Raw genomic sequence first — 15,791 nt, forward strand, 5'->3', positions numbered from 1 at the left:
GAACGTGGCCAAAACATACGATGTAGAGCTGCATAGCATACGAAAAACGTTCGGTTCGAACGTGGTGGTGGACAACTTTGATTTGCAAATCGAGCAGGGAGAGTGCATCTCCTTCCTCGGCCCTTCAGGCTGCGGCAAGACAACGACGCTGAATATGATCGCAGGCTTTCTCGATCCCGATCAGGGGGAGCTGATCATCAAAGGAAAACGAATGAACGGCGTTGCGGCCAATAAGCGGGATTTGGGCATGGTGTTTCAGACGTACTCGCTGTTTCCCCATATGACGGTGGCAAACAATGTCGCATACGGCCTGAAGCTGCGCAAGGTGCCGAAGGCGGAGATCGAGAGCAGGGTGCGGCGCGTGCTGGAGCTGGTGAAGCTGCCGCATGTGGCGGACCGCTATCCGAAGCAGCTGTCCGGCGGCCAGCGCCAGCGGATCGCTATCGCGAGGGCGCTCGTCACCGAACCGTCGCTCTTGCTGCTGGACGAACCGCTCAGCAATCTCGACGCTAAGCTGCGCGAAGAGCTGAGAGATGAATTGAAGCGTCTGCATCAGGAGACGGGCGTTACGACGATCTTCGTCACTCACGATCAGGAGGAAGCTTTGTATTTGTCCGACCGCATCGTCGTGCTGGATCACGGCAAAGTCGAGCAGATCGGCACGCCTTGGGACATTTATAACGAACCGGCGAGCGAGTTCGTTCACACGTTCATCGGCAAGTCGAACCGGATGCAAGGTAAAGTGACAGGGATACAGGGGGCCAGGCTTGCGCTGTCCGCAGGGGATGCGGGAGGCGCATTCGAGCTGGAGGCAAATCCGCGCGGAAGAAGCTTCGCCGCCGGCCAGCGCGTCTCGATCTATATCCGGCCGGAGAAGCTGATGCTGGCGCCGGACGGCGAGTCGGCAAGCGGCAGCCGTTACGCCTGCGCGCAGGGGCGGATCAGGCAGCTGTCCTTCCTCGGAGCCTTCGTCGAATGCGAGGTGGCGGTCGGCAGCGAATCCTTAACGGTGCGCGTGCAATCGGCGGCTCAGCAAGGAAGGCTTGAAACGGGGCAAGCCGTGACGGTGTGCTGGAATCCGGACGATGTATTCGTCTTCCCCGGGAAGGAGCGATAAACGATGGCGTCATCCACGGCAAAATCTCAAGGATCGCTGCGCACGGCGCTCCTGCTGCTCGCCCCCGGTCTTATCGTGCTGCTCGGCGCGTTCCTGATCCCGATGCTGTATATTTTCCTGCAGAGCGTGCAGGATGAGCAGCAGCGGTTGACGCTGCATAATTATGCGCTGTTCGTGCAGGACCCTTACTATCTTCAAGTGCTGTGGCGGACGATCCGGCTCAGCGTGTATACGGTTATCGTGACCTTGGTTCTGGCTTATCCGGTGGCGATGTTCATGGCCAAAACGACCGGAAAGCTGCGGGGTATCGTGACGTTCCTGATCATTTCCCCGCATCTGATCAGCGTCGTTATCCGCAACTTCGGCTGGGTCGTGATCCTCGGCGAGAAGGGCTGGATCAATGCGACGCTCATCAAGCTGGGGCTGATCGATAAGCCGCTGCGGCTGCTCTACAACGAGCTTGGCGTCGTCATCGGCTTGACCGACTCGTTCGTCGTCTACATGGTGTTGTCGATCGCCACCAGCCTGTACGCCATCGACGCCTCGCTCTATAAGGCGGCCGGCATTCTCGGGGCGTCCCGGCTGAAGTCGTTCCTGACCATCACGCTGCCGCTCAGCCTGCCGGGGATGATCGCTGGCATTACGCTTGTGTTCAGCTTGTCGATGAGCGCCTTCGTCACGCCGGCATTGATGGGGGGAACCTCGGTCAAAGTGCTGCCGGTGATCGCGTACGAGAAAATTATGGCGACGCTCAATTGGCCGTTAGGGGCAGCCTTGTCGTTCCTGCTGCTGGCCTCGACTTACGCGCTGGTTGCCCTGTTTACGAGAATCATCGAAACGAAACGGTATAAAGAGGTGTTTTCATCATGATGCGGCGATTTCCTCTATTAGGCTTCATTACTGCGATTGTTATTATATTCGTCATCTCGCCGCTTCTGGTCGTTATTCCGGTTTCGTTGACTTCGAAAAATGTGCTGACCTTTCCGCCCGAAGGGTTCTCGTTCAAATGGTACGCCAAAATCGCCGACCGGCCTGAATTCATCGACGCCTTCATCTTCAGTCTGGAGCTGGCGGCGATCACGGCGGTGCTCGCTACGCTGGCCGGCACTTTGGGGGCGCTGGCGCTGCACAAATATTCCTTTCGCGGCAAAAAGCTGATTCATGCGCTGATGCTTTCGCCTCTAACGATTCCGTCGCTTATTATCGGGATTGCGGCGCTGCTGTTTTTCACCCGCATCGCCATTGCCGGGACGTTCTGGGGGCTGCTCGCCACGCATATTCTGATCTCGGTGCCGTTCGTCGTCAGGCTGACGCTGACCGGGCTCAGCTCCTACGATTATACGCTGGAGCGGGCGGCTTATATTCTCGGGGCGAAGCCGGGGCAGGTGTTCCGGGATATTACGCTGCCGCTGCTGAAGCCGGCGCTGATCTCCGGATTTATTTTCTCGTTTCTGACCTCGTTCGATAACGTGACGGTTTCGTTATTTCTGGTGTCGCCGCAGACGACGACGCTGCCGCTGGCCATCTTCAGCTATATGCAGGAGACGCTCGATCCGCTGGTCGCTTCGATCTCCTCGGTGGTCATTTTGCTCAGTCTCGTCTTTATTCTGATTCTCGAATTCGTCTACGGTCTGGACCGGCTGTTCGGCTCGAACTCTCAAGCCCATTAAGGCGGTTTGAGTCCCCGGCACGGCGAACGCGGAACAAACTATAAATTGTACTTATAACCGGGATACCGTCAGGTGTCCTCTCAGAACCATTGTCAGGAAAGGTTAAGGAGAGCGATGTCATTACTTGCCAGAATAGAAAGCCATATGCCGGAGCTGCTCGCGCTGCTCGAAGCATGCGTCAACATGGACTCGCCCTCGAAGAGCAAAGCCCATAACGACCGGATGGCCGAATGGTTCGCCGCGACGGCGGAGCGGCTGCTCCCGGCGAAGGCGACCCGGCTGCCCCATCCGGAGGCGGGCGACCGGCTTCTGATCGAAGCGGGAACGGGATCGCGCCGCATTTTGCTGGTCGGCCATTACGATACGGTATGGCCGGAAGGCGAGGCCGCCCGGCGGCCGTTCGCCATCCGCGACGGGCGGGCGTACGGCCCCGGGGTGTACGATATGAAGGCCGGCGTGCTGCAGGCCTTGTACGCCATGAAGGCGCTGCAGGACAGCGGAGCGTGGCCTGCGGATACCCGCGCGCTGTTGTTCCTCAACAGCGACGAGGAGATCGGCAGCCCGGCTTCGCGCGGGCTGATCGAAGACCTCTCGCGCGGAGCCGACGCGGCGCTCGTATTGGAGCCGCCCATGGCTCCGATGGGCGCGCTCAAGACCGCCCGCAAAGGGAGCGGGCGGTACAGGCTGGAAGTGCGCGGGGTATCCGCGCACGCCGGGGTTGCGCCGGATCGCGGCGTATCCGCGATCCATGAGCTGGCGCTGCAGATTCAGCGCCTGCATGCAATGTCCGACGCCTCCGTCGGCACGAACGTGAACGTCGGCATCGTCCGCGGGGGGATCGGCACGAACGTCGTCGCCGATTTCGCCGAGGCCGAAATCGACGTTCGCGTGCCGACGACGGCCGAGGCCGAGCGCGTGCATACGGCGCTGCTCGGGCTGAAGCCGCATCACCCGCTCGCGCAGGTGGCGGTGAGCGGCCGGATGATGCGGCCGCCGATGGAGCGCACCGCCGAGAGCGGCCGCCTGTTCGAGCTTGCCCGAGCGATTGCCCGCGAGGAGCTCGGCTTCGAGCTCGGCGAGGCCGCGACCGGCGGCGTCAGCGACGGCAATTTTACCGCCGCCTGCGGCGTGCCGACGCTCGACGGACTCGGGGCGAGCGGCGATTTCGCTCATGCGCCCGGGGAATATGTGAACGTGGCGGAGATTCCGCTGCGCACCGCGCTGCTGACGCTTTTGCTGGCCCGCATATAAACAAACAGCCTGCGTGTTCCGTCTCGGCGGAAGGCAGGCTGTTATTTCTTTTTCCGGAATCAAGCGGGTCAAGGGAGCTGCGGTTTGACGACCATCGCGGCGAACAGCAGAATGCCGAGCAGCGTCGCCGCATACAACCGCTTATTAATGGAAGCGACCTGCTGCTGCAGCTCGGCGGACAGCATATCCCGATCGCTTAAGGCGGGATCTTCAAGAGCTTCCCGCAGCCTCGTTCGCTCGGGAATGACTTGGGCGACGATAATATATTGAATAAGGATATAAATAACTAGCGAACCGGCGATCCAAAGATCAAGAAAATGCAGCTTCGACAGTGCTACGAGCGCAATGCCGGTGACGATCGCGACGCTTCCTCCGGCAACCGGAAAAAAATCCAGCATTTTATTCAGCCGGATCGACTGCTTCAGCTCTGCAACCGACTGTCTGCGGCGGTACAGCACATGGCTGAAGTAAGTCGGTCCGATGCCGATAATAGCGGATAATACATGCAGCAAGACAAGCCAGTTCAACAACCATACCTCCTACGCATGAAAAATAAACCCAGTTTAACTATACATGGTTATCAGCGATTTGAGATACAGTTATAGGAAAATATGGATATTAAATTTTCTTTACCTTCTTCACGCGCTTGGGGAGATCCGCTGCAGCTGCAAGGTGCAGCGTTCTGGTCGTCCGGTTATATGAAAGCCGCCACTTTCTCCGCGGCGCAAGGCCGAAGCTGCGCATCGTTGCGGGCGTTAAGCGGAACGTTTCGTCCAATTCGTTAGCCGGTATGATCAGGCGCAATTTCTTGCTTGCGGCGCCTCTGGTTAACGTGATGGCCGTGCCGGCCGCCTTCTCCGGAATCCCCAGCCAGCTGAGCAGCGCATAGCCGATGACGATGGCGCCTTCTCTGCCCTTACGCAGCTCGGAAAGCAGCAGGCCGGAGGAGCTGCTGACGGTTTGCGGATACAGCAGGAGCGCTCCGGTTCCGGGGGAGAAGTCCAGACTGACGCGCTGGCCGTTCTTCAGGCCGAAGGTTTTGGCCAGAGCCGGGCCGATCTCCATATAGCTAAACGGGCACTCGCTGCCGCTCTCATGCCGGACGACGATTTTGCTTTCAATGGCCGCTTTTTTCAACGTCAATCCGGCCCCGTTCGGGATGGTCCTCAGTTCGCTCGACAGACCGGCCCCGCAAGCGACCAGAACGATCTGATTGTCTTTTAAGTCTTCCGATACGTATACGTCCACGACGCCTGTAGCCATTGTTCCTCACTCCTTTCATTACCCTGTTACCGGCTTATTGTTTGCGGTACGCATGTTTTGTAGAATATGAATGCGGCCAACCGTTTGCTTGTATGGCTGTACCGAAAAGCTCCCGTTTTAGGTTGAAGCGGCAGGCGGAAGCAGGTATACTCGGGTTCGGATAGTAGCCGGGAACGAAGGAGGAATCGACTGTTATGACCAAGGAACGAATATTGCTGAAGGCCGCCGAGGATGTGCGGCGCGAGCTGGAGTCCGATTCGAGCGGACACGACTGGTGGCATATCGTCCGCGTGACGCGGATAGCCCGGTATATCGCCCGGCAGGAGCAAGCCGACGCGTTCGTCTGCGAGCTGGCCGCGCTGCTGCACGATATTGCCGACGAGAAGCTGAATCCTACCGCCGAAGCAGGTATGGCCAAGGTGCGGGAGAGGCTGGCCGAGTATGAGGTAAATGAGTCCGATGCGGCCCATGTTGTGGAAATTATTGGAACGATGTCTTATAAAGGAGGCCATAATCCTCCGGTTCGGACGAAGGAAGCGCAGGTCGTCCAGGATGCGGACCGGATCGATGCGCTCGGGGCGATCGGGATCGCCCGTACGTTTGCCTATGCAGGCTGGAAAGGGAGCGTCATCTACGACCCCATGCAGCCATACCGGGAAACCATGACGCATGAGGAATACCGCAAGGGTTCATCTCCCGCAATCAATCATTTCTACGAGAAGCTGCTGAAGCTGTCCGGCTTGATGAACACGGAGACGGGCAAGCGGATGGCTGTCGCACGGCATAAGTATATGGAGGCATTCCTGGAGCAATTTTATTCCGAATGGGACGGGCTCGGCATGGAGCCGTTAGACGAGGGCGATTCCTCTGACGAAGCGTAAACGGCAGAAGCCGGAATACCGAACGCGAGTCTGTTATGTAACATAATCGCGGTTCGGAAAAACCAGTAATGACGCGGGTTCCCGGCGACATGGGAAAATAGCGGCGGCGCCAAAAGGCGCCGTTTGTCATTAATTGGGGTAAAAACGTCAATCCAAAATTCGCAGTTTCATGCAGCAAGCAAATGCCAATTATTTTAATTGCTTCTATCGATTAACCCGCCTTCTTCAATATTTCGCGCTGTCGAGGCGGTTCCACACGTACAGCCACGTGGGGAACGCGTCATAAGCGTGGCGGATTATACCCGGCTGGAACAAGTGAAAGCTGGGTGTTGCGCAACTTTCGTTTTATTGGTGTCGTCATAATCATAAAGTGAAAATTTGAGGGAGGAGCTTATGCGAAACAATGTTGCATTTCTATGCTTCATATCGGCTATTTTTATTTTGTCCTCATGTAATTCGGTAAACCCACAGGAAAAGGCTATAGAATCATCCAATCAGCAAAAACAATTAGTGAACGCAAGTGCTGAAAACTTGGAAACTCAAGGAACTGCAGACAATTCAATCCGGGCAGTTGGAATGCAAAAGGAAGGACGGTTGTTAGTCCGGCCTGCAACAAAAGCAACTGTATCTCCATTGGGGTCGCCAAGTTGTTACGGACAGGAAACAGACCTGCGCTGGTATGGCGATTATGAAGCGGTATGGGAAGCGGATTCGGAGGGGATCATGATTCTACAACAAACAGACCAAGTAAGGCCGAACGAAACCGCGCAATGGACGCTCTCAAGTGAGATGGAGAAACGATATGAACAATTTGCTGAGAAAAAAGACGAGGAATTGCTTCGGAAGCTTTCACCGCTTGACGTATTCAAGTTTTATGTAAAGGCATCGGAAGCGGGCGACTACGAAGTGAGCTACGCGCTTTTTATCAAAGACCCTGATTACGATATACCGAGTTACCAATCATATATAAATGATATTTCAAACGATAAGGTCACGATAGAGCGTTCCCGAAAAATGTGGACTGAGCTGAAGCAAACTCATGAGTTGGTAGAAGAAATCGACGAGAAGAGCGCTGTAATATGGATGACTGACGGCATCGGAAATCCGAAGGAGGAGAAAGCGTTTCAACTCATTCAGAACCGTGAAGGCATTTGGAAAGTAGCTTGGATGCCTTTGCAGTAAACTTGGCGGTTGCAAGTTGTGTCTATCAGACAAGCGAAATAAGAGCGTCTCCCCCTTCGTTTTCGTTGGGGTCGGCGCCCGTTTTATTTTTATGGGGATATTTTGCAAGGAGTAGTTACTTATCAACGGGTTTTGTATGTCGTTTGTTCGTCTAAAATCTCTATGTCAATTGACGTCCGAAGATTATTGGATAAGCCGCTTAACATCGCTTCCCTTATGTTCATATCTTCCGCGATTTCTTTTTGCGTCTTTCCAGTTTTTCCGTACAAGTCCTTTAATTTAAGCCTAATCAATTACTTTTCACCGTCCTTTCGCACCCGGCTTTATCGAAGATTTGGGAAAGACAATTGTTGAAAGCGCTTCATCGTGATAAGATAGAAAAAAATTCAGCGTGCTTGTCCGTTGATAAGCCGATTGGCGCCGAAAGGAGCGGGGGTGCATGAGGCGGTACATGACGGAATGGAGGCAGAAGCTGTTCCAATCGCTGCGCAACAAGATTTTATTTGTCTTTCTGCTGCTTATTCTCCCATTAAGCTTGATGCTGATTTATTACAACTTTTACGCCACGGAGGTGATTCGCAATCAGGTCGCCCATTCCAACGAGAACGTCCTGAGCATGTATATGGGGACGCTGGATCGGGAGCTGGAGGATATCGACAAATATTTGTATAACTTGATCGCCAAGGAATCCGACCTGCTGGCGCTGGACGTGCCGGAGGCCAATGATGCCGAGGCATACAATCTGGCGCGAATCCGCGTTCACAACAAGCTGGGGAATGACGCCGTGTATTACGACAAGATCGAGATGTTCTTCGTTTATTCGCAGACGAACGAGGATCTGATCGCCGCGCAGAGCCAAACGATGACCTATCCGGAGCAGGAACGGCTGAAGAACGCGCTGTCCCTTCTGTTTACGGAAGATTTCGACGGGTATACCGACCGCAATCTCTGGTTTCTCCGTCAGGAGGGCGATCAGCCCCCCTCCTTGTACCGGATCATCCGGTACGGCAACGTGCTGCTCGGCGCGGTGATGAGCACGGATCAAATGATGGCGCCGTTCGGATCGGCCGATTTGGGGACGGGAGGCCGGTTCGTTCTCGTCAACGAACAGGACGAGCCTGTTGCTGACGATCCGCTGCTGGACCGGGAGGGGATCAAGCTTTACGCTCCTGCCGGTTCTTATCGGATGGAGGGGAGAGGAAGCTCCTATATGGTCGTCAGCAAGAGCTCGAACAAAGGGGCCTTTCGCGTGGTCGCCCTGATCCACGACAAGCAAATAATGGAGAACATTCCGCCGCTGCGCCGGATTGTGATCATGATCGTTGTGGCGACCTTCATTGTGCTGCCGATCGTCTATTTCTTTTTGCGGCGGGCGGTGCTCGTTCCGATGAAGCGGCTCGTTTCGGCCATGCGCAAAATTAAATCCGGCGACTGGGAAGTGCGGATCGATCCGAAAGCTTCTTCGGACGAATTTGCGATCATCAATGAAACGTTCAATGCGATGGCGACGCAAATTAAGGAATTAAAAATTAACGTTTACGAGGAGCAGTTAAACAATCAGAAGACGGAGCTTAAGCATCTTCAGCTGCAAATCAATCCGCATTTTTTTCTCAATTCGCTAAATATCGTCTATCATCTGGCTCAGGTAAAAAATTTCCAGCTCATTCAAGATATGTCGCTCAGTCTGGTGCAGCATTTCCGGTATATGTTCCGCAGCAATATGTCTTTGGTGCCGCTGCAGGACGAGATAGGGCATACGCGCAATTACGTCCGAATCCAGGAGCTGCGCTTCCCCGACAAGCTCACGGCGTCGATCACGGTCGAAGATCCTTGCATGGATGTTCTGGTACCGCCGCTCGTCTGCCAGACCTTTGTCGAGAATGCCATCAAGCATGCCGTTTCAATGGACAATCCGCTGCATATATCGGTTAAGGCGTATGTCGACTGGGAAGATCCGCTCTGGATGTGGATCGATATTCGCGATACGGGCAAAGGCTTCGACGAGGATGTGCTGGACAAGCTGTCCGAAGGCATCGACATCGGCGACGAGCTGGGGAACCATATCGGCATTTGGAACATTCAGCGCAGAGTGCGCCTGCTGTACGAGGAAGACGACGCCGGCGTCTATTTCTCGAACGGGATCGATTGCGGGGCGATTGTGCAAATTCGGCTGCCGATAACTTATAGAAAGGCAAGGGAGGAGGAATACGATGTATCAAGCGCTGCTGGTGGACGATGAGCGTTACGCTCTAGACGGGCTGCAGTCGGGGGTGGATTGGAACGGCCTGCGGGTCGGGCATGTCCATCTCGCTTCCAATATACGTCAAGCCAAGGAGCTGATAAGCAGCTACCCGGTCGATTTTCTGATCTGCGATATCGAGATGCCCGAAGGCAGCGGACTTGAGCTGCTGATGTGGGTCAGGGAGCATTATCCGGAGAAAGAGTGCATCTTCCTGACCTGCCATGGGGATTTCGCGTATGCCAAGCAGGCCATTCAGCTTGGCAGTCACGATTACTTGCTGAAGCCCGTACGCTACAGCGAGCTGGAGGAAGTTATCGGCAAAGTGCTGGATAAGGTGGAAAAACGGCGGCAGGAAGCGGAATTCAAACGAAGCTACGCCCACTACTTCACTTTATGGCAGCAGCATCAGCCGCTCATTATCGAAAGGTTCTGGCTCGATCTGCTCAACCGGACGCTGTCTTCCGATCCGCAGGAGATCGATAAAGCGTTGGCATTGCGCAACATTCCGTACACCGGGCAGACGCGATTCGCGCCGATTCTGATCAGCGTGCAGCGATGGAGAAGAAAGCTCGCTCCGCGCGACGAGAAAATTATGGAGTATGCGCTGCGCAATGCCGCGGCCCATAGTCTGATTCCGAATCAGGACATGGGCCAAGTCATTCCGTGGCATGCCGGTTCGATGATCGCGCTTCTGCCTTGCCTGGATGACGGAGAGGAGGAGCGGGAGAAGCTCGACTGGAGAGATAAGTGCCGGGCGTTCATTCAATTTTGCAACCAGAGCATGTACTGCGAATTGTCCTGCTATATCGGCAGACCTGCCTATCTTCATCAAATAAGCGAGCTTGTCGAAAGCTTGGGCGGATTTCATAAAAATAACGTCATTCACGTAAATCAAGCCTATTTTATGGAGGAGCAGCCTGCGCAGGAGGAAACGGAGCGCGACGCGAAGCCGACGGATAACCCGCTTGTGAGCGAGTGGACCGAGCTGCTGAAGCAGGGGGAGCGGGAGCGGCTGCTGAGCGAGGTACAATCGTATCTGAACCGGATTAAAGCGAGGGAGAAGGGAAGCGCGCGCATTCTTCATTATTTTTATCACGACTTTATTCAAATGATCTACTATGTGCTTCATGCCAAAGGGTTGAAGGCTCATGACATATTCTCCGACCTCTTGTCGCCCGAGCAGGCGCTCGTCGTAACGCGTTCCTTCGTCGAGCTGAACGAATGGGCGGGGCATGTCATCGAAATTGCTATGGCTAATCTGCATGAGCGGGAAGAAAGCGAGAGCATCGTGGATAAGGTGCAGGTCTTCATCGCCGCGAATCTGGACCAGCCCTTGACGCGTAAAGATATTGCCAATCACGTGTATCTGAATCCGGACTACTTGGCCAAATTGTTCAAAAAACAGACCGGCGTTGCGCTTTCGGATTATGTCGTGAGCGAGCGTATGAAGGAAGCCAAATCGATGCTGGAGCATACCGGAGCTTCTATCGGGATCGTAGCCGCCTCCGTTGGCTATTCCAGCTTCTCGTATTTCTCCAAAACGTTTAAAAACAAGTTCGGGATGACGCCCCAGGAGTTCCGGGCGGAGCTTCCCCGATAAACGCGGACAGCCTGCGGAAACGACAATGTCCGAATAATGACAATAACGAGTCTGTTTTCCGTTAGAAACGGCGGGCGCGTTCCCGCTACAATAGGAAGGGACATTCCTCACGGGATTAGGCGAGCATAAGATGCGAAGCCTGTGACCGATGAGTTCAGAAGGGGGATTACGATGAGTTCTAACCAGAACGACGAAGCTATCCGTTATGTGCAAAACGAAGGGGGGCCTTTGCTCGCCTATAGCGAAGCCTCCGGGGTACGCATCCTATACCGGGACGGCCTTGCCTTCAAAGATCATAGCAAGGACGGCGACCTGGACGACTATGAGGATTGGCGGCTGTCGCCCGATGAAAGGGCCAAAGATTTGGCATCGAAGATGACGATCGAACAAATCGCCGGCTTGATGCTGTACAGCTCCCATCAGGCTATTCCCGGCGCCATGGGTTGGAATCCGGCCACTTACGGGGGCGCCGGGTTCAGGGAAAGCGGGGTGCCGTCCTGGGAGCTGACGGATCAGCAGCGGGCCTTCTTATCCAAGGATCATATCCGCCATGTTCTGGTCACTAAGGTGGAAAGTCCGGAAACGGCAGCAAGGTGGAACAATCGCCTGCAAGCCTTTGCCGAAGGGCAGCCTCTCGGCATTCCGGCCAACAACAGCTCGGACCCGCGCCATGGACGCGATTCCTCGGCCGAATTCAACAGCGGCGGAAACGGAGGTCTCTCGGTATGGCCCGAGTCCATGGGGCTTGCGGCGACGTTCGATCCGGAGGTTGCCAAACGGTTCGGCGAGGTGGCTTCGCGGGAATACCGCCTGCTCGGACTGGCGACGACGCTGTCTCCGCAGGTGGACATCGCGACCGATCCGCGCTGGTTCCGCTTCGGCATGACGTTCGGCGAAGATCCGCAGCTTTCGGCCGACATGGGCCGAGCTTATATCGACGGCTTCCAAACTTCGGAAGGGGAAGCGGAAATTGCCGGCGGCTGGGGGTATCACAGCGTTAACGCAATGGTGAAGCATTGGCCCGGCGGAGGATCGGGTGAAGGCGGACGCGACGCGCATTTCGGCTACGGCAAATACGCCGTATATCCCGGAAATAACTTCAACGAGCATCTGATCCCGTTTACGGAAGGAGCGTTCCGGTTAAGCGGCAAGACGGAACAAGCATCCGCGGTCATGCCGTATTATACGATTTCTTTTGACCAAGATAAGAAAAACGGGGAAAACGTGGGAAATAGCTACAGCTCTTATATGATCCAAGATTTACTGCGCGGGGAGGCCGGCTACGACGGCGTCGTCTGCACCGATTGGGGCATTACGGCCGACGAGCCGGAGATCGACCGCTTGTTCCCGGGCGGACGCTGCTGGGGAGTGGAAGAGTCGCATACGGTGGCTCAAAGGCATTATAAGCTGCTAATGGCCGGCGTGGACCAATTCGGCGGAAACGACCAGGCCGGACCGATCGTAGAGGCATATCGCATCGGGGTAGCGGAGCATGGAGAAGCCTTCATGCGCAGCCGGTTCGAGCAATCCGCGGTCCGTCTGCTGCGTAACCTGTTCCGGCTGGGACTGTTCGAGAACCCGTACGTGCAGGTTGCGGACACGATCGCTCAAGCGGGCTGCGAGGAGTTTGTCCGCGCCGGCTTCGAAGCGCAGCTGAAATCATGCGTATTGCTGAAGAATGAACGGCAGACGCTTCCGCTGCCTAAGCGCCGGAAAGTATATATCCCGAAGCGGAGCCTTCCCGCCGGCACAGACTGGTTCGGCACGGCCACGCCTGCCGTGGACGCCTATCCGCTTAACCTGGAGACGGTCAGCCGGTATTTTGAAGTGACGGAACATGCGGAGGAAGCGGATTTCGCCCTTGTCTGCATCGAAAATCCTCACTCTTCGATGGGGTACAGCAGGTCAGACGCGGAAGCCGGAGGAACGGGCTACGTGCCGATCAGCCTGCAGTACGGCCCGTACACTGCGGAGCATGCCCGTGAATCGAGCATCGCCGGCGATCCTCGGGATACGGCGGACCGCAATTACAGAGGGAAGCGTATTACCGTAGCCAATGAAGGCGACCTGGACATGGTGCTGCGGACGAAGCAGTTGATGCAGGAGAAGCCGGTCGTCGTCTCAATCACGCTGTCTAATCCCGCCGTCCTGGAAGAATTCGAGGCGGCAGCCAGCGCGATCATCGCGAACTTCGGCATTCAGGACGAGGCTCTTATGGAGCTATTGACCGGAGGAGCCGAGCCGAGCGGACTGCTGCCGTTCCAAATGCCTGCTCATATGAAAACGGTGGAAGAGCAATGCGAGGACGTGCCGCATGATATGGAGGTATATATCGATTCGGCCGGCCATGCCTATGATTTTGCTTACGGACTGAACTGGAGCGGAACGATTCGCGATGAACGAGTCGCCCGCTACCGCAAACAGCATTGAGCCGTATAACACGCGCCCCCGGCACTGCCGGGGGTTTTTACGTTCGCATAGGGGCTGTTAAGACAAGCCGCAGGACAGGCTGCCTTTCTGCTTGTCGTTTTGCAGCATATCATATCTGGATTTTTACAACGACAGGTCTGCATTGCGTTAGATGGCGGCGGCCGGGCATTATACAATAGAGACATCCCAAACGAAGGAAGGAGCAACCCAAGTGAATACAGCTGAGGCGTTAAAGCAGCGCAGAAAAGAAAGCCGCACGGACAGCAAGGCCGGGCTGGCGTCGATGCTCAAAGCTTGTTCCAAATACCAGGTTCTCTATCTTATGATGGTGCCCGGTCTGATCTATTTCATTATCAACAATTACTTGCCGATGTTCGGCATTGTGATCGCCTTCAAGGAGGTCAATTTTGCAAAAGGGCTGTTTGCGGGCGAATGGGTCGGATTCAAAAACTTCGAATATTTGTTTCTGACCGAAGATGCCTGGATCATTACGAGAAATACGATTTTGTACAATAGCGCGTTTATTGTGCTCAATCTCGTGGCTGCTCTGGCGACGGCCATTATTCTGAACGAAGTCAAAAACAAGGTGCTTAAACGCAGCTATCAAAGTTTTGTACTGCTGCCGCATCTGATTTCATCCGTGATGATCGGCTACTTGGTTTACGCCTTCCTGAATATGGAAACCGGCTTCGTCAATAAAACGATATTGCCTTGGCTAGGTCTTGAGGGTATTTCCTGGTATAGCGAGCCGAAGTATTGGCCGTACATTTTACCGCTGGTCAGCATATGGAAGCAGGCAGGCTATCTGTGCGTCGTTTATTTGGCCTCGATCATCGGGATCGACAAAGAATATTACGAGGCGGCTACGATCGACGGAGCTACGAAATGGCAGCAAATTCGCAGCATTACCATTCCGCTCATCACGCCGGTCATTATGATCATGACGCTGCTGCAGATCGGCCGCATTTTTTATTCCGACTTCGGCTTGTTTTATCAGGTGCCGCTCAACTCGGGCGCGCTGCTCGATACGACGAACGTGATCGACACTTATGTGTTCCGCGCCCTGATCAATCTCGGCGATGTGGCGATGTCCTCGGCTGCGGGCGTATACCAATCGTTGGTAGGATTCGTGCTGGTCATAACGGCTAATTTTATTACCCGCAAAATCAATAAGGACAACGCCTTGTTTTAACGGCGGCCAGGAGGAGATCGCATGAAAACGAAAGAAAACGTGTACCAATGGCTGATTAACTTGTTCATGATCGTTCTGGCCTGCCTGTGCATTCTGCCCTTCATCCTGCTGTTCTCGGCTTCGTTCACCTCGCAGGATGCGATCATTCGGAACGGATATACGTTTATTCCGTCCGAGTTCAGCACCGAAGCGTATCATTATTTGTGGAATGACGCCGCTAAGCTGGCGCGGGCTTACGGCGTAACCATCATCGTCACGATCATCGGAACGGCGGCCAGTCTTGCTATTACGACGCTGCTCGCTTACCCGCTATCGCGCAAGGAGCTGCCCCTGCGCCAGTTCTTCGCCTTCTTCATCTTCTTCACCATGCTGTTTAACGGCGGACTGGTCCCTCTGTATCTCGTCTATACGAAGCTGTTCGAGCTGAAAAACACGATTTGGTCGCTCATTATCCCCATCGGCCTGACCAATGCGTTCTTCGTGATGATTACCCGGACGTTTTTCCAGACGACGATTCCGAACGAGGTTATCGAATCCGGGAAAATCGACGGCGCGGGCGAGCTGCGAATTTTCGGCCAGATCGTACTTCCGTTGTCCTTGCCCATCTTGGCGACCGTCGGCTTGTTCCAGACGATCCATTATTGGAACGATTGGTTCAACGGTCTGATCTTCCTGACGGACAGCCGGCTCTTCAGTATTCAGAACTTGCTCAACCGGATTTTGCTGGACGCCCAGTATTTGTCTCAGATGGATCTCGGCTCGGCGCAAGGGGAAATGACCGCAGCGATTCCTACCCAGTCGATCCGCTTCGCCATCGCGGTGGTCGGGATCGTGCCGATCCTGCTGATTTATCCGTTTTTCCAAGGCTTCTTCGTAAAGGGTTTGACGGTCGGAGCCGTCAAAGGGTAAGGCTTGGCCCGATATTTATCGGTTAAAGCATATACAGAGATAACTATGAGGAGG

The 15,791-nt window shown here is 55.0% G+C and carries 13 protein-coding genes; 11 read left to right on the top strand and 2 right to left on the bottom strand.

Going from position 1 to position 15,791, the window contains the following annotated elements; all coding sequences use genetic code 11:
- Window positions 1-4 precede the first annotated feature (4 nt).
- The 4 genes from N0M98_RS29045 to N0M98_RS29060 all read left to right on the top strand — a co-directional run bounded on the left by N0M98_RS29045 (window position 5) and on the right by N0M98_RS29060 (window position 4,038).
- Window positions 5-1,117, top strand: coding sequence for an ABC transporter ATP-binding protein (locus N0M98_RS29045; RefSeq protein ID WP_259619949.1), 1,113 nt, complete (start codon window positions 5-7; stop codon window positions 1,115-1,117).
- Between the two features lie 3 nt (window positions 1,118-1,120).
- Entirely contained in the window at window positions 1,121-1,987 is an 867-nt protein-coding gene (locus tag N0M98_RS29050) for an ABC transporter permease (protein WP_249864635.1), read from the top strand.
- Window positions 1,984-2,787, top strand: coding sequence for an ABC transporter permease (locus tag N0M98_RS29055; protein ID WP_375295562.1), 804 nt, complete (start codon window positions 1,984-1,986; stop codon window positions 2,785-2,787). Before N0M98_RS29050 ends, N0M98_RS29055 begins: the two co-directional genes overlap by 4 nt.
- 114 nt (window positions 2,788-2,901) lie before the next feature.
- Window positions 2,902-4,038 carry a M20 family metallopeptidase gene (locus N0M98_RS29060; protein WP_259619950.1) on the top strand — a complete coding sequence of 379 codons (1,137 nt, stop codon included), beginning with the start codon at window positions 2,902-2,904 and terminating at the stop codon, window positions 4,036-4,038.
- A 68-nt stretch (window positions 4,039-4,106) separates the two neighbouring features.
- Here the strand turns inward: N0M98_RS29060 and N0M98_RS29065 are convergent, their stop codons facing one another.
- Both N0M98_RS29065 and N0M98_RS29070 read right to left on the bottom strand, forming a co-directional pair.
- Entirely contained in the window at window positions 4,107-4,565 is a 459-nt protein-coding gene (locus N0M98_RS29065) for a DUF2269 family protein (RefSeq protein WP_259619951.1), read from the bottom strand.
- A gap of 91 nt (window positions 4,566-4,656) precedes the next feature.
- Window positions 4,657-5,301: a hypothetical protein gene (locus N0M98_RS29070; RefSeq protein WP_259619952.1), complete on the bottom strand. Its 645-nt coding sequence runs from the start codon at window positions 5,299-5,301 to the stop codon at window positions 4,657-4,659.
- Between the two features lie 194 nt (window positions 5,302-5,495).
- Here N0M98_RS29070 and N0M98_RS29075 point away from each other — a divergent pair, with 194 nt between their 5' ends.
- From N0M98_RS29075 to N0M98_RS29105, 7 genes are all read left to right on the top strand, one after another.
- A complete protein-coding gene (locus N0M98_RS29075; protein ID WP_259619953.1) occupies window positions 5,496-6,182 on the top strand; it encodes an HD domain-containing protein in 687 nt (228 codons plus the stop codon).
- 393 nt (window positions 6,183-6,575) lie between these two features.
- Window positions 6,576-7,364, top strand: a complete 789-nt coding sequence (locus N0M98_RS29080; protein ID WP_259619954.1) for a hypothetical protein — start codon at window positions 6,576-6,578, stop codon at window positions 7,362-7,364.
- 439 nt (window positions 7,365-7,803) lie between these two features.
- Entirely contained in the window at window positions 7,804-9,603 is a 1,800-nt protein-coding gene (locus N0M98_RS29085; protein ID WP_249864630.1) for a sensor histidine kinase, read from the top strand.
- Window positions 9,575-11,206, top strand: coding sequence for a response regulator (locus tag N0M98_RS29090; protein ID WP_259619955.1), 1,632 nt, complete (start codon window positions 9,575-9,577; stop codon window positions 11,204-11,206). The genes N0M98_RS29085 and N0M98_RS29090 overlap by 29 nt, the downstream gene beginning before the upstream one ends.
- A gap of 171 nt (window positions 11,207-11,377) precedes the next feature.
- On the top strand, window positions 11,378-13,636 hold the full coding sequence (locus N0M98_RS29095) for a glycoside hydrolase family 3 protein (RefSeq protein ID WP_259619956.1): 2,259 nt from the start codon (window positions 11,378-11,380) through the stop codon (window positions 13,634-13,636).
- Window positions 13,637-13,919: 283 nt separating this feature from the next.
- Window positions 13,920-14,828 (top strand): ABC transporter permease, encoded by a 909-nt coding sequence (locus N0M98_RS29100; RefSeq protein WP_249866225.1) that lies wholly within the window; start codon window positions 13,920-13,922, stop codon window positions 14,826-14,828.
- 21 nt (window positions 14,829-14,849) lie between these two features.
- Window positions 14,850-15,737: a carbohydrate ABC transporter permease gene (locus tag N0M98_RS29105; RefSeq protein ID WP_249864628.1), complete on the top strand. Its 888-nt coding sequence runs from the start codon at window positions 14,850-14,852 to the stop codon at window positions 15,735-15,737.
- The last annotated feature ends 54 nt before the right edge of the window (window positions 15,738-15,791 follow it).

It is taken from the genome of Paenibacillus doosanensis, assembly GCF_025060755.1.
In the GTDB taxonomy this organism is placed as follows: Bacteria; Bacillota; Bacilli; order Paenibacillales; family NBRC-103111; genus Paenibacillus_S; species Paenibacillus_S doosanensis.

Coding starts and splice junctions, on each gene's coding strand:
- N0M98_RS29060 (WP_259619950.1), top strand. CDS start 2,902: ATGTCATTACTTGCCAGAATAGAAAGCCATATGCCGGAGCTGCTCGCG.
- N0M98_RS29085 (WP_249864630.1), top strand. CDS start 7,804: ATGAGGCGGTACATGACGGAATGGAGGCAGAAGCTGTTCCAATCGCTG.
- N0M98_RS29055 (WP_375295562.1), top strand. CDS start 1,984: ATGATGCGGCGATTTCCTCTATTAGGCTTCATTACTGCGATTGTTATT.
- N0M98_RS29090 (WP_259619955.1), top strand. CDS start 9,575: ATGTATCAAGCGCTGCTGGTGGACGATGAGCGTTACGCTCTAGACGGG.
- N0M98_RS29070 (WP_259619952.1), bottom strand. CDS start 5,301: ATGGCTACAGGCGTCGTGGACGTATACGTATCGGAAGACTTAAAAGAC.
- N0M98_RS29080 (WP_259619954.1), top strand. CDS start 6,576: ATGCGAAACAATGTTGCATTTCTATGCTTCATATCGGCTATTTTTATT.
- N0M98_RS29100 (WP_249866225.1), top strand. CDS start 13,920: ATGCTCAAAGCTTGTTCCAAATACCAGGTTCTCTATCTTATGATGGTG.
- N0M98_RS29050 (WP_249864635.1), top strand. CDS start 1,121: ATGGCGTCATCCACGGCAAAATCTCAAGGATCGCTGCGCACGGCGCTC.
- N0M98_RS29075 (WP_259619953.1), top strand. CDS start 5,496: ATGACCAAGGAACGAATATTGCTGAAGGCCGCCGAGGATGTGCGGCGC.
- N0M98_RS29095 (WP_259619956.1), top strand. CDS start 11,378: ATGAGTTCTAACCAGAACGACGAAGCTATCCGTTATGTGCAAAACGAA.
- N0M98_RS29105 (WP_249864628.1), top strand. CDS start 14,850: ATGAAAACGAAAGAAAACGTGTACCAATGGCTGATTAACTTGTTCATG.